The organism is Nitrospirota bacterium (genome assembly GCA_016219645.1).
In the GTDB taxonomy this organism is placed as follows: Bacteria; Nitrospirota; Nitrospiria; order Nitrospirales; family Nitrospiraceae; genus Palsa-1315.
On record JACRLR010000015.1, the window covers coordinates 31,227 to 45,303 of the forward strand.

General features: G+C 57.0%; 12 protein-coding genes. 10 read left to right on the forward strand and 2 right to left on the reverse strand.

The window, feature by feature from the left end; genetic code table 11:
* Positions 1 to 89 precede the first annotated feature (89 nt).
* Entirely contained in the window at positions 90 to 1,295 is a 1,206-nt protein-coding gene (locus HZB34_03730; protein ID MBI5315059.1) for a hypothetical protein, read from the reverse strand.
* Positions 1,296 to 1,771: 476 nt separating this feature from the next.
* Here HZB34_03730 and HZB34_03735 point away from each other — a divergent pair, with 476 nt between their 5' ends.
* From HZB34_03735 to HZB34_03775, 9 genes are all read left to right on the forward strand, one after another.
* The gene (locus tag HZB34_03735) at positions 1,772 to 3,151 is read left to right on the forward strand and encodes a sigma-54-dependent Fis family transcriptional regulator (GenBank protein MBI5315060.1); all 1,380 of its coding nucleotides are present in this window, start codon (positions 1,772 to 1,774) and stop codon (positions 3,149 to 3,151) included.
* 250 nt (positions 3,152 to 3,401) lie between these two features.
* Positions 3,402 to 5,204: a PAS domain S-box protein gene (locus HZB34_03740; GenBank protein MBI5315061.1), complete on the forward strand. Its 1,803-nt coding sequence runs from the start codon at positions 3,402 to 3,404 to the stop codon at positions 5,202 to 5,204.
* Positions 5,205 to 5,562: 358 nt separating this feature from the next.
* Positions 5,563 to 5,961 (forward strand): response regulator, encoded by a 399-nt coding sequence (locus HZB34_03745; GenBank protein MBI5315062.1) that lies wholly within the window; start codon positions 5,563 to 5,565, stop codon positions 5,959 to 5,961.
* A 43-nt stretch (positions 5,962 to 6,004) separates the two neighbouring features.
* Positions 6,005 to 7,381 (forward strand): sigma-54-dependent Fis family transcriptional regulator, encoded by a 1,377-nt coding sequence (locus HZB34_03750; GenBank protein MBI5315063.1) that lies wholly within the window; start codon positions 6,005 to 6,007, stop codon positions 7,379 to 7,381.
* 590 nt (positions 7,382 to 7,971) lie between these two features.
* Positions 7,972 to 8,232, forward strand: a complete 261-nt coding sequence (locus tag HZB34_03755) for a hypothetical protein (protein MBI5315064.1) — start codon at positions 7,972 to 7,974, stop codon at positions 8,230 to 8,232.
* 374 nt (positions 8,233 to 8,606) lie between these two features.
* The gene (locus HZB34_03760; protein ID MBI5315065.1) at positions 8,607 to 9,359 is read left to right on the forward strand and encodes a 2OG-Fe(II) oxygenase; all 753 of its coding nucleotides are present in this window, start codon (positions 8,607 to 8,609) and stop codon (positions 9,357 to 9,359) included.
* The gene (locus HZB34_03765) at positions 9,356 to 9,862 is read left to right on the forward strand and encodes a hypothetical protein (GenBank protein ID MBI5315066.1); all 507 of its coding nucleotides are present in this window, start codon (positions 9,356 to 9,358) and stop codon (positions 9,860 to 9,862) included. The genes HZB34_03760 and HZB34_03765 overlap by 4 nt, the downstream gene beginning before the upstream one ends.
* A 32-nt stretch (positions 9,863 to 9,894) precedes the next feature.
* Positions 9,895 to 10,605: a Crp/Fnr family transcriptional regulator gene (locus HZB34_03770; protein ID MBI5315067.1), complete on the forward strand. Its 711-nt coding sequence runs from the start codon at positions 9,895 to 9,897 to the stop codon at positions 10,603 to 10,605.
* A gap of 429 nt (positions 10,606 to 11,034) precedes the next feature.
* Positions 11,035 to 11,832, forward strand: coding sequence for a methane monooxygenase/ammonia monooxygenase subunit C (locus HZB34_03775; protein MBI5315068.1), 798 nt, complete (start codon positions 11,035 to 11,037; stop codon positions 11,830 to 11,832).
* 245 nt (positions 11,833 to 12,077) lie between these two features.
* Here HZB34_03775 and HZB34_03780 read toward each other — a convergent pair whose 3' ends face one another.
* Entirely contained in the window at positions 12,078 to 12,284 is a 207-nt protein-coding gene (locus HZB34_03780) for a hypothetical protein (protein MBI5315069.1), read from the reverse strand.
* Between the two features lie 478 nt (positions 12,285 to 12,762).
* On the opposite strand from HZB34_03780, the gene HZB34_03785 reads away from it, so the two are divergent.
* Entirely contained in the window at positions 12,763 to 14,004 is a 1,242-nt protein-coding gene (locus HZB34_03785; GenBank protein MBI5315070.1) for an FAD-dependent monooxygenase, read from the forward strand.
* Positions 14,005 to 14,077: the final 73 nt, after the last annotated feature.

The following is a 14,077-nucleotide window of genomic DNA, read 5'->3' on the forward strand; positions in this document are numbered from 1 at the left end:
AGGAACAGCAAAACGTAATGCGAGGGTCAGCGAAGGTGTAGCAGAGTGTTTTTGTAGCCTGTATTAGGAGTGGGGATTTTGTAGGCAAGTCACTTCGCAATGGTGATGCTGGGGACTCCGACGCGAGGCACATCGGTGACGGTCATCTGGAACAGCAGATACAACATTTGGAAGGCCTCGCGATTCCAGCGTGCCAGCGGCCCGGTGGTGTTTACGGCATAATGTTTTCCGTGATACTGAATTGAGAGATCGACTCCCGAGGGAGATCCATTCGACACCAGGAGTTCCATTGTGTAGGCGGGATTTTCGAGGACCGGCGGGGTTCGCGGATCTTTGTCGACATGGTATTCGGGGTCTTCTTCGAGCGATCGACCCAGAAAGTTGAGAATGGTGTTGAAGCTCCGCAATCGGAAAACTCCCTTGAGTGGGAATTCACCTCCGACGTGCCCTGGGCGGATGTCGAAGGACACATCGCTGAGCTGCCCTTCCTCCGTTTCGTCGATCAACCGGGCACGCTCCTCAGGTGAGAGTGTGTTGGGGTCATAGTTGGTGATGTGGATTTGTCCGGCGATTAGTTTTCGAAGGGTGTAGGTGTTGTCTTTCTGATTGTAGGTCATCTGATACTCGTGCTGTAACGCGTGAAAGCCTTCGGCTGTGACCGAGCCTGCGGGAATGGTCCAAGTTCGAGGATAGATAAGCGGTTCGGCAAAGAGGTGGTTTTCGTCCTGAATGGCCGAGAGGTGCGTGACCACCCGGCGGAACATCTCGTAGCCTGGCCGGTCTGCAGGCGCATTGCGGTAGGCAACCTCCTGGCCATGCTCTGTGACCCGCAGTTCCTGCGCCATCAGCCGGAGCAACAGATCAATGTCGTACCGTTGCCGAAGGAGGTGGAGAAATTTCGTTTCCTGAAAAGGAGTTAAGAGCCGCTTGGTGAACTCTTCTCCTTCGATCGGCGCAATACTGATGGTGGGGTTTTCCGCCACGCTGCCGCCGAAGATCGGCATGAGGGTTTTGCTTGCATCTCCCGTAAGTGCCGGAGTGGCGCCGGCATGGACACGGAAATCAAACGTCGCGGCGATATTCGACACGCCGGTGAAGTGGATCGGTTGATGCTGGTGGGCGCGGGCGATGTTGATGAGGAGTTGTTTGGAGATGGCATCGGTAATTGCCTCATCATACGTGATCACGGCGCGATTCAGCGTGATAGGAGAGAGGCAACCGGTTATGGCCAGGCTCATTAACAACCCCGCCAGGGTCACTTGCGTGGAGGCTGTTACACGTTGTCCCATCGTCATAAGACTACCGGCCCAGCGGCCCGACCATCATTCGGCAGGTTTGTAGCATAATCGATATGGGATGCCTAGCAGGGTAAGGTTGAGGTTGAGGCTAAGGTAGAGCGAAGAGGACCAAAGACACCAATGGACTCTTGATCCGAAGTTTAGCCTCAGTCTTAACCTCAACCTGCCCCACTTGTAGTGGTCCCGCCTTTGCAGATTCCTCCTTGCGAGGCGGCAAAAACCTTGATGATAGAGCGAATATTGGGGCTTTCTTCCCCAAAAGAAAGGTGCATCTGTAGCTTTTCGCGCCAGAGTGATCTTGACCGCTTCTAGAGTAAAGGGCTAGCCTCTCGTCTGTGGTTTGCCTGGTTGGTCTGGTTTGTTTGGTCTGTTTGGTTGATTTCGTTCATCCGGTGACCCTTTTAGTCTGCTTCAACCAAATAAACAAGAAAACCAAACAAACAAAAGAAACGGGGTCGGAGAAGGAGTGCAGCATGACCGAAGAGTGGGGTGCAATTCTTGTTGTGGATGACGATGCGGAAATGCGGGAGCTCGTCCACGATGTGCTCAAGGACCGAGGTCATCAAGTCACAACGGCTGGGAGTGGACAGGAGGCCTTGACGCTGTTGAGCGAGCAGGATTATGCCGTCGTGTTGACGGATTTGCGGATGAAAGGGCTGTCGGGGACGGAGCTGTTGGTCGAGATCAGACGTCTCTACCCGGATATCGGGGTCGTTCTCATGACGGCCTTTGGATCGGTTGAGACAGCGGTCGAGGCCATGAAGCTGGGCGCCGGCGACTACTTGACCAAGCCGGTAAAAAACGATGAGTTGGTTCGCATCGTGGAGCGGTGCATCCGCGAATCGTCGTTACGGCGCGAGGTGAACAGGCTGCGGCGCGAGGTTCGCAGGGAGTACAGTTTTCATCAGATCATCGGCAAGAGCAAACCGATGCAGGAGATATTCGATCTGATCCGGCGCGTGGCCGATAGTCCGACGAATATCCTGATCACCGGCGAGAGCGGAACCGGCAAGGAGTTAGTGGCCAAGGCGATCCATTACAATAGCGATCGCCGGGATGCGCCGTTTATCCCCGTCAACTGCGCCGCCATTCCGGAACAGCTGCTCGAAAGCGAGTTGTTCGGCCACATGCGAGGCGCCTTTACGGATGCGAAGGTGGACAAACGCGGCCTCTTTGAGGAGGCGCAGAAGGGCACGCTGTTCCTCGACGAGATCAGCGAACTGCCGTTGATGCTGCAGGCCAAGATCTTGCGCGCGATCCAGGAGAAAGAGATTCGCCGCGTGGGGGCCAACAAACCGATTTCCGTCGATGTGCGCATCATTGCGGCCACGAATCTCAAGCTGACGGAAGAAGTTAAGGCCAAGCGCTTCCGGGAAGACTTGTATTACCGGCTCAATGTCATCGAGCTGCGGCTGCCTCCCTTGCGTGAGCGTCGAGAGGATATCCCGCTGCTCGTCAATGCCTTTATGAAGAAGTATGACGAGTCTCGCGGAAAACAGGTACAGAGCGTGAGCGAATCAGCGCTGGCGATGCTTGTGGATTATGCCTGGCCGGGCAACGTACGGGAACTGGAAAATGTGATCGAGCGGGCCGTCACGCTCAGCCGAAACGAGAACATCGTTCCTGATGATTTGCCGTCAATGATTCAAGGAGCCCGCGGCGATCGGCGCGTACTCGACGATGCAGCTGAACGGACGCTGCCATTGGATCAAGTGGAGAAGGAGTATATCCTCAAGATCCTCGAAAAGACCGGAGGCAACAAGTATCAAGCCGCTCACGCCCTTGGTATCGACCGTAAAACGTTGTATCGTAAGCTCGCCGAGATCGAAGGTACACCTCATCCAGAGGAATGACCACCCAGTCCGCATTTCTTATGGCACTCCGTCGCGAAATTGCGTCCCCCGTGAAGCGTATCTCGTGAAGCTCGAAACGAGATGCGGAAGATGCCTGTAACGTCTCTTGTGAGTGAAAGCTCTGAATCCGAAACGAAAAACGCTTCACGAACGACGCTTCACACGGTAGATCGGCGCTTGCAGCAGAAGCGCTCATCAATAATGTGGTTAGGGTTGATCCACGACAAGCCTGTGCGGGAAGGACTCGTCCGTGCTGAAACAATTTGAAGCTATTGTCGAAGCATCGAAGGATGCGATCGGCTATGCAACAGTGGATGGGGCCATTCTCCTTGTCAATCGGGCCTTTTCCGAATTGACCGGCTTCTCAAGGGAGGAGTTGCTCAGGATGAATGCGCGCGACTTGATCCCCGAACAGCAGCAAGCACGACGGGACCATGCTGTAGCCCAGGTCCTCCAGGCCGGGGAGCCGGTTGAGTATGAAATTGACTACTTGCGGAAGAATGGCTCCCAAGTTCCCGTGTCCATCACCGTCTTTGCGTTGAAGGGGGATGATGGGAAGCCGACCGGTCTTGCGGCGATCGTACGCGATCTCACCGAGCGTAAGCGAGCGGAGGAACAATTTCGCCTCGTGGTCGAGTTGTCTCCGAATGGGATGTTGATGGTAGATAAAAGCGGTACCATTCTCCTGGTGAACCAGCAGATTGAGCAGCTGTTCGGCTATGAGCGGGTGGAATTGATCGGACAACCTGTTGAAATGCTTGTGCCGCAACGTATGCGGTCGAATCATGCCGGCGACCGGGACGAATTCTTCGCCCACGCAGAACATCGCGGAATGGGAAAAGGACGAGATCTTAGCGGTGTGCGAAAAGATGGAACAGAGTTTCCAATCGAGATCGGCCTCAGTCCGATCTGGGTGCGGGAGGGGATGCGAGTCTTAGCGTCGGTCGTGGATATCGGTGAGCGAAAACGGGCGGAACGGTTGCTTCAGAAAGAGCGGGACTTCAGCGACGCTGTGCTGGAGACAGCCGGGGCACTCGTGGTCGTGCTGGATCGGGAGGGGCGGATTCTGCGATTCAATCGCGCCTGTGAACAGACGACAGGCTACATGTCTGAAGAAGTGATAGGCCGATATGTATGGGAACTGTTCTTGTCTCCCGATGAAGTTGATGGAGTGAGGGCGGTGTTCGAGCGGCTCAGGGGCGGCGAGCCACGCAATGATTATGAAAATTACTGGAAAGGGAAGGATGGGGGTCTGAGGCGCATTTCCTGGTCGAATACGATACTGACGGATCCCAGCGGCAGGGTCGAGTACGTTGTGGCAGCCGGGCTCGACATTACCGACTTCAAACGCATGCAGGAACAGCTCCGTTGGACGGAGCGGATTGCAGAGCTTGGGACACTCGCCTCCGGCATGGCGCACGAAATCGGGACGCCGATGAACGTGATCCTCGGGCGTGCAGAATATCTGCTCAACCGCACCGCCGATGAAGGGATGAAGAGGGGCCTTGCCACGATCGTCACGCAGGTCGAACGAATCACCAAGGTGATGAACCAACTCCTGGCCTTTGCCAGGCGGAAGGCACCGGAGCGGCGGGCCATCGATCTGACTGAGATCGTGGAAGAGAGTCTGGAGATGTTCGAGGAAAGGATCGCTCAAAGCCGCATTACGATTGCCAAGACGATTGAGCCGTCATTGCCTCCTGTCTGTGCCGACCGGGACCAGCTCATCCAAGTGCTCGTCAATCTCGTGACGAATAGCCTCCATGCCATGCCGGAAGGAGGTCGGCTGGAGCTGCGCCTCGCTCGGGAGGACAGCCACCTCTGTCTCTGCCTATCCGATACAGGCCATGGGATGCCGGAGGAGGTCCGTTCGAAGGTATTCGAGCCATTTTTCACGACGAAAGATTTCGGCAAGGGGACCGGTCTAGGTCTCACGGTTGTGAAGGGTATCATCGACGAACATAACGGAACCATTGCGATAGAAAGCATTGTCGGCAAGGGTACGACGTTTTGCATCAGACTTCCCCTTGACAAAGCCCCGTTGAAAACGTGAGGCGTAAGGGGTGAGGGGGGAGGCGTAAGACGTGAAAAGTGAAACGTTCCGGAAACTTCGGATGTTGCTCCATCTTGTCAGTTTTCTGACACCTCAGCCTTAACCTCAGCCTCAACCTTCCGGTAATGCGGGCCGGCGCTCTTTCTGTTGCAATCTGCGACAGGGGCAAGATGGCAGCTGGCGCAATTGTCAGCAAGCCTTGGCGCTTGTCTCCCCTCGGTGCGACTCATCACGAGAAAAACCCCAACAAGTTAGCTCGCTTCTGAAATCTGTCGTGCCCCATAAGTGACAGGGTCCGGCTCGCACAGGTTGTGCATTTGCTCATGAAACAGGGAAGGGGCCGGATGGAGGGGGGCGAATGATGGCAGAGGAGAAGAATCAGGCTGTGGTGCTCATCGTTGAAGATGATCGGGAGATGCGGAGTCTGCTCTGCGATGAATTGTACGATCTGGGGGTATCGATTCGACAAGCGGTTGATGGGGACGAGGCGCTGCGGTTGGTGCTGGATGCTCGCCCCTCACTCATCCTGACGGACCTTCGGATGCCGGCGGGGGGATTGGATTATATCTCTAGGCTCCGGACATTTGCTCCCGGGGTGCCGATGGTGCTAATTACCTCATTTGGAGATCCTCAGACGAAAGCTGATGCATTGGCCATCGGCGTCGAGGCCTACTTCGATAAGCCGGTCCGCCTCAGCGAACTACGAGGAGCCATACAGCGTCTCCTAGGCCCTTCATTGAGTGGGAAAATACACTGAATTATACTGAGTGCTTGATTTTATTACATGCGAGTGGCGTGTGATGGCCGGATCTCAAAAAGAAATTTCTGCAGTCCACCCCTTTACAGATCCCATCCTTGTAGCCCGCCTGGAGGCCATCAAACAGATAGGAGGCGGCTTCTCTGAGCGAGTGGCGGTGTTGGATCGCGAGTTCAATGTGGTCTACGCGAATGAATCCGCCTGGTCCCAGGAAGTACCTCGGTCGTCCGGCCATCAGGCAAAGTGCTATCAGGCCTTCGCCCATCGGAACGACCCCTGCGGCACCTGCCCTGCGACCAAATTATATGAATCGTCCGAGGTCCTGTCCGTAGCCTGTTCTTCCGGAGGGGACGGCACTGCCTGTGGGATGCATCAGGCCTTTCCGCTCGTCTCGGGCAGCGGAAAGGTCGAGTCTGTGCTGGTGTTGTTGAAGAAACTGCCGAAACCTGTAACGGAGACGAGCAGCGAGCGAGCGGGGGAGAAAAAAGAATCGAAGCTGGACGAGCTGATCGGCACGAGTGAGCCGATGCGAGAGATCCTCGACATGATACAGCTCGTGGCGGACAGTTCCGCAACTGTGTTGATTCAAGGAGAGAGCGGCACAGGCAAGGAACTGGTAGCCAGGACGATTCATCGCACCAGCTATCGACGGGAGAAGCCCTTCGTCGTGGTCGATTGCGGTTCGCTGCCGGAAACCCTGTTGGAGAGTGAGTTATTCGGCCACGTGAAGGGGGCCTTTACTGGGGCGCATGCCTCCAAACAGGGGCTGTTCGAAGAGGCGGATGGAGGGACGATCTTCCTGGATGAAATTGCCGACACGACTGCGACGTTTCAGGCCAAGCTGCTGCGGGTGCTTCAAGAGGGGGAGATCAAACGGGTTGGGGGGAACCAGCCGATCAAGATCGACGTGCGGGTCATTACAGCGACGAACAAAGATCTTGTCGACCTCGTGAAGGCCAAGACCTTTCGACAAGACCTGTATTACCGGCTTGCGGTGCTGCCCCTGTGTCTTCCGCCGCTCCGTGAGCGGCGCGAAGACATTCCGCTTCTGGCACAGCATTTCGTCGCGACGTCCTGCGCGCGCCACCGGCAGCTGATTCGAAAGGTCTCGCCCGATGCAATGCGAACGCTCACCCAGGCTCAATGGCCCGGCAATGTGCGGGAACTGCAACATTATCTCGAACGGGCAGTCGTTACCACTATCGGCCCCGAACTGAGTTGTAAGGACCTCGTAGCGATGGGTTTGGAGCCCGCAGGGCAGGATCTCCGCACCGTGACAAGCGGGGCCACCCGCCAGGCGGAACGTGCTCAGATTATTCAAGCTCTCCAGCAAACAGGCGGCAATCGCGCAAAGGCCGCAAAGCTGCTGAAGATTAGCAGGGCCAGTCTTTATAACAAGCTCCGTACACATGGACTGTGATGAGGAATGGACCTGCGCCTCGTCCCTGTATGGTCTCCTGCGCCAAACCTCCCGTAGCTCGGTACAATGATCCCTATTCTCGTTCACGGTCCTCGAGTCTGCCCGTTTCTGCCCCAGATAGGCCAGAAGTACTGTCCAGCAGTTTAGACAGTCCATCCAATTGAAATTACAGTACTTGTCGTTTCAGCCTGCTCAGGCTGTCTAGATTTGTGGAAATCTGACCGACCAGCGCATTCCAGTTTCATTCGTCATCAACCGCGAATCGTAAGGATTGGAGCGGACAATATGGCCTCTTCCTGCCTGTGTCTCCATCGAGGCATGCGAGTTGCGCATATCATATACTGGTGGTGGAGGTCTGGGTGATTTTGGACCGGCCTCCGAATGACCCTCCCCCCCCCACAAGGAGGAAGCCCCCACCAGCTCTTAACAAAGGCCAAGGAATGCAGCACAAAGCAAAGAAGCTTTCAGCTGTTAGCCATCAGCGAGAACTGCACGATGCAATTTCTGGCTGAGAGCTGAAGACTGATGACTGATAGCGAGATTCAGATCAACTACCCACCTGGTGAGGCGGGCATAAGAGGGGAAGCCGTATGATACGGGGGTCGGGCCGGGTCAAGGCCGGCGAGTTGAAGCCGAGCCCGTTGACTCTGCACGTGAATGTCGGAGATTGCCTGAAGATCAACTTGAAGAATGAGATGGCGAAGGCCCAAGCCGGTTTCCATGTCGATACGATGGTGTTCGATCCGAAAGATTCCTTCGGCGTCAATGTCGGAACGAATCCGGACGATCAGACGATTGGTCCGGGGCAGAGCAAGACGTACACCTACTATGCCCATCAAGAGTATCGCTGACGTCTATGCCGGCACGAGAAGCATGCGGATACTGGCGTCTCGTTGAGGAGGAAGAGGCCCGCCTCAACGGACGTAAGGTTGCTTCACAGTATCCGAACTATGGGGGGAGCATGAGTGCTCCCCTCATATATTTTTTAGCGATGGACGGCGAATAAGACCAGACGAGGCGGCGACATGAAATTGGTCATCCGGGCTTGCTGCTCCTGAGTCTGGTCGCCGGCGGTTCGATCACCGCCTGGGCCTATGAGTCGAGGAGGCCGTAAAAGTCGCTCTTTTCACCCACCCGGGCGCGACGAAACGTGTCCATTCCTGTACGGTGTTCTCAAAACCAGTGGCTTGTGAACCGATGGGGCATCCTGCAAGCGGGAGAAGAGATGCGGCATCTGGAACTCAGTATCGAGCAAGAGATTGCCCGTGCCATTGAGGGACTGGATCTCACAGAAACCCGCTGTTGCTACCGGGAGCAGAATGAGTTTGTCGTGCTGGATTGTTTTCTCACTCAGCCCGTGGTCGATCAGTTCCTCCGAGAGGTAGATCTGCTGACGCCCGATGTGAATCGGAACTACGTTCCCGGACACAAGAAGGGAGGCAGCGTCAGCTTCTATACGGTTCTTCACAAGGCGCCGGCCATCCTCTCCCTCTATCGCTCGCCGGCGTTGATCACGTTCCTGAGCCAGCTTGTGGATGCGCCCCTCATGCTCTGTCCCGAAGACGATCCCCATTCGTGCGCCCTCTACTACTACCAGCAACCAGGCGATCACATCGGTTTTCATTACGATACGTCCTACTACAAAGGGAAACGGTACACGGTATTGATCGGTCTGGTTGAGCAATCGGAACATTGCCGACTGGTCGCTCGCGTGCGGAAGCGCGGGAAGACCGAAGAAATCAGGGAAACGCGGATTCCCATGGGCTCTGGGACAGTCGTCCTCTTTAACGGCGACAAGCTCTGGCACGCTGTCACGCCCCTCGGAAAGGGCGAAGAACGGATCATTCTCACGTTGCAATACGTGACCAATCAAGAGATGGGGTCGTTCAAGCGAGCGTTCTCCAATTTCAAGGATGCGTTTGCCTACTTCGGGCCCGCCGCGCTGTTGCGGTGGAATCCGTCGAAGGGGAAAGGGTGAGCCGAGCGATGCGTCTGGTCCTGCGGATTCCCCAGTCCGATTCCGAGGCATTCCCCCTCGTGCTCAGCTTGGCCCGTTCGGCTCCGATGTTTCGAACTGAGACGGAAGGCCGGACACCGGCGTACACGGCTATCTTTCCGGATCTGTCCCTGTCTTTCGATCTCGTGGAGCGACTGATTGGGGCGGCGGGCGAGCTTCCGAACGTCCAGGTGTCGATCGATGAACGACCTGTCGAAGGTCTGACGAAGTTCTTGAGCGCGCTGAGGTGTTATCGCGAGAGCTTGACTGAACTCGACCCCTGGGCCCATTGCGCGCGGCAGGCTGCGAGAATCGGTGAGGCGGGTGACTGCCCGGATCGCGCCTGCGTCGCCCAGTGCCAGTTCATCTGTGTGCGCTGCCTTCAAGTCGTCCGGGAGATCGGCGCCCCACCCGTTCGTGCTCAACTGAAGGCGATTGCGATACAAGCCGAAGTGGAATGGTGCCCGAATCTCAGAATGCCGTGAGGGGGTGAGGGGCAAATAATGATCGACAAGTCATGAAACGGAAGTCCTGTCTCATCGGGAATTGCGATACGTGCACACTCCGCGCGCAGGCGGTGTTGTGCGACCTCGAAGGCGAGGATCTCGAAGAATTTCAGCACATCAAACGCTCCCTCGATTACGAGTCTCGCCAGACTGTCTTTTACGAAGGCAACTTGTGCCTGGGCCTCTACTTGTTGTGTGCGGGCAAGGTCAAGCTGACTCGTTCTTCGGCGCGAGGCCAGCGGCAGATTGTCCGGATCTTGGGTCCTGGTGAGCTGATCGAGAAACAAGGATTCGGCGAGCGGGTGCTTCACGAGGTGACGTGCGAGACGTTGGAGCCATCTCGAGTCTGTGTCATCGACAAGGAGCGCTACCTCGCGGTGATCCACCGGAATCCCAAACTGGCGATCAAATTGATCCAACTCCTCAGTCATGAGCTTGGGGTAAATATGGATCAGCTCGACCAGTTCACGTTCAAGACCGCTCGCGAGCGGTTGGCCGGCCTGCTCGTGGAACTCGGTGACCGATTCGGGGGGGAAAGCGCCGATCAGGTCCGGGTTGGGCTCACTCTCAAGCGGGAAGAAGTAGCTGAGATGGCCGGGATCACGGTTGAAACCGCCATCCGCCTGCTCAGTGTGTTTCGGGATGAGGGATTGCTCACCATCGATGGAAGGGCTATCACGCTGCTGAAACCTGACCGTCTCGCCAGAATTGCCCGGCGCTGAACCCTGCCTCGTCAAGCGTTAATCGTGAAACGTCGTTCGTGAAGCGTGAAGTGCGACAGGCAAGATGTGCGAGTTCTGCGCGACTCGCGAAGATGACACGTCGGACCAGTCTCGCTTTTCTCGCAAGTCTCGCGCGAATAACGAGATACGCTTCACGAGGAACGCGCCTCCGGGCGCCTCGCCGCGCGCTCGCGCCCCTCGCCTTTTGCCCGGTCATCACAGGCATAGGTCCAATGGCCTATCCCAACATGTTGACATAAATCATAGACCGGACTGACCGATCACAGTGTGGGCTTCCTTCTCTTTCGGCAAAATAAGCTTAAGGAAGGAGGCGGGTGCGCTCGCACATTGGTCGGAAGCAGGAGCGGCAAGAACACTTCCCGAGCTTCTCATTCTGTTCTATTTTTCTTTCAAAAGGAGGTAAGGAACATGGCTAGTACAACAGTCGGAGGTCGCGACCCAGGGTATGACATGTCGCGCTGGTACGACTCGAGGATCTTTAAGGTCAGTTGGTTTGCGATGTTAGCGGCAGTGAGCGCCGAGGTCGTGTTTCAGCGCGTCTTCGGCTACTCCCACGGCTTGGACTCGATGACGCCGGAATTCGAGTCGGTCTGGATGGGGCTGTGGAAATTTAATACAGCTGCCAACATCATCAACGCGGCCGCAATCTTCGGGTGGATTTGGAGCACGCGGGATCGCAACCTGGCCAATCTGGATCCGAAGATGGAACTCAAGCGGTATTTCTACTGGATGATGTGGCTGGCAATGTACGTGTTCGGCGTGTATTGGGCGGGCAGCTATACCCTGGAGCAGGATGCGTCGTGGCACCAGGTGATCATCCGCGATACGAGCTTCACAGCCAGCCATATCGTCGCCTTCTACTTCACTTTTCCGCTCTACATCACGATGGGTGTGGCAAGTTATCTCTATGCCATGACCCGGTTGCCGCAGTTTGCCAATAACGTGTCGTTCCCGCTGGTGGGAGCGATCGTGGGGCCGATGATGATTCTCCCCAATGTGGGGCTCAATGAGTGGGGCCATGCGTTCTGGTTCGTGGACGAGCTGTTTGCGGCGCCGTTGCACTGGGGGTTTGTGACCTTGGGCTGGTGCGGGCTGTTCGGCGGGACCGGCGGCGTGGCGGCGCAGATTGTCTGCCGCATGTCGAACCTGGCCGATGTGGTCTTTAACAACGAGGACAAGAAGTGTTTGCATGTGCTCCCATACTAACTAAGCCGTGCAATCGACTACGGTAAGTCGGCCCCCGTGCTCCGGATGCCAAAAGAGCGGGGCCGACCAACCGGCTGGCTGGAAATAGAGAGAGGCCTTCGGCGTCCTGAGCGCCGTCCACGGGCGACCTCCTAATCTAGGTCCAGGGTCGTCTGTATTGTTTCGTTCGTGTAACTACCAGGTGGATAGGCTGAAGGCTTTTAGTCTTCGGCCTTCAGCCTGAACACCTGAGTAGATACGGATGTTCAATGATGAATGGTGAATGCTCGGCTGAGAGCGGATAGCTGATGGTAGGAAGACGTGAGGGGTAAGGTGAGCGGGAAAGGTGTGACGAGCGCGACGTGCGAGCCCTGTCCCTGCCTGTCGTGCTTTTCCCGCCGGTCTCGCCCGTCTCGCTTGAGTGAGGCATTCACGAGTGCAGCCCGTATGTTCGACGATCGCAGTCGCGACAACAGGCTCTCCTGGCACAAACCAAGGGTGGGGATATGATACAGGGTTGAACGAGAAGCAGGAGTCGAGCCAGACCAACTACTTGGCCTCAAACCAAACCAACACCGTGAACAATTACGACACGGTTGGCGCCTATGTAGGAATCGGATTCTGAAACAGAATGATGTAGTGGGGAATGCCCCATCGATATCTCTATGCGGGTTAAAAGCAAAGGGAGTAGGGCATCATGATGACGGAACTGCGCGCGACGTTTTTTCTCGTAGGGGCTTTCGTCTTTTTCTTGATCATCATAGGTGTGATCGGGTTAAGCACAATCATGAGTTCTGGCCGATGGAGTGAGCGAACGAGGGCAGCGGGCTAGGGGGTGATGGGCAATCGGCGGGGTAGAGGGGTAACGGGATAGTGGGGTATCCGCTACCCCCATATCCCTTTATCCCAAGTGGAGCCTGTTGCCGCGACGGGTCACACGAAAGACGGCGCATGAGGGATTCCAGCGATGTCCTGATCGTCGGAGCTGGTGTGGCTGGGCTCAGCCTCGCGCTTCGCCTGGGGGCGAAGGGCTATCGGGTCAGCATGCTTCAGGGGGGCGAGCCGCCGCCGGTTCATCGGCCCGAAATGATTCAGCCGGCCGGCCTCCAGGCCATGGCGGAACTCGGTCTGTTCAAGAGCTTGGAGGAAGTGAGCGCCGCGCAGGTTCAACGGTTTCACTTCGATCGCATGAGGGGCGGCCCGCTGTGTCAGGTCGATTACCGCGCGCTCTCACATGCGACGCCGTACGCCCTCATCACGCTGCCCGATCTGGTGCGGCATCTATTTGAGCGAGCGCTCGATGCCTGTCCCACGGTGAGGGTCCACAGGAACGTTCGCATCACCGGACTTGTGCGGCAGGGCGCGCAGGTGGCCGGTGTCAAGGCGATGGAAGGGGGGCAGGAGCGCGAGTTCTCCGCCTGTGTGACGATCGGCGCGGATGGGTGTGGCTCGTGGGTGCGCGGGGCGGTGGGGATCCGGTCCCAGGTGAAGCGGTACCGCAACGGCTTTCTCGGCATGCTCGTGCAGTGCCCGCCGAAATTCGGGAACCTGCAGAACCAGGTTCGCTATTACTTGGGGCTTGGACGGATACTCGGCCTGTTCCCCTGTTCATCGGACCAACTGTGCTTGCTGTACATGGTGCCCGCCGACAAGATTCCAACGATGGGGCAAGAGGGACTCGAGCGGGTGAAACGGCACATCGCTCGCGTCGAGCCAAGAATCGGCGATGCGCTTCGGACCATCACCTCCTGGGAGCACGTCTCCCGACTGGTTCCAATACGCGTGCGCACAGCCAAGTGGGTCGTGGATGGAGCGGCCCTGATCGGAGATGCGGCGCATGCCTGCCACCCTCACGTGGCCCAGGGGACCTTTCATGCGATGGCAGACGGCAAAGCGCTGGCGGAGGTTCTGGAGATGTCCTGCTTCGTGCGCGGAGATTTTTCGGCGCGAGCGCTGGCTCCTTACGAGGAGGCGCGGAGGCCGGTCATCGAACGTGTACAACGGGTGGCGGATGAGTACGTCTGGTTGTGGGAGACCGGGAACCCGCTGGTGGCTTGGTTCCGCGATCGGATCTTTCGGAACATCGGAGATCGTCCGCATCTACTCCAGAGGGTCGCGGCCACCGAAGCCGGAATCGACTCGAGCCCGCTGACCTTCGTGGAGCGGCTTCAAGCGTTGGGGCTGTGCGCATGAGGCTGCGGGCACAGGCTGAAGGGGTTCAGGCTGAAGGCCGGAGTTCGAAATTTCAAATACTTCAGCCTGAACC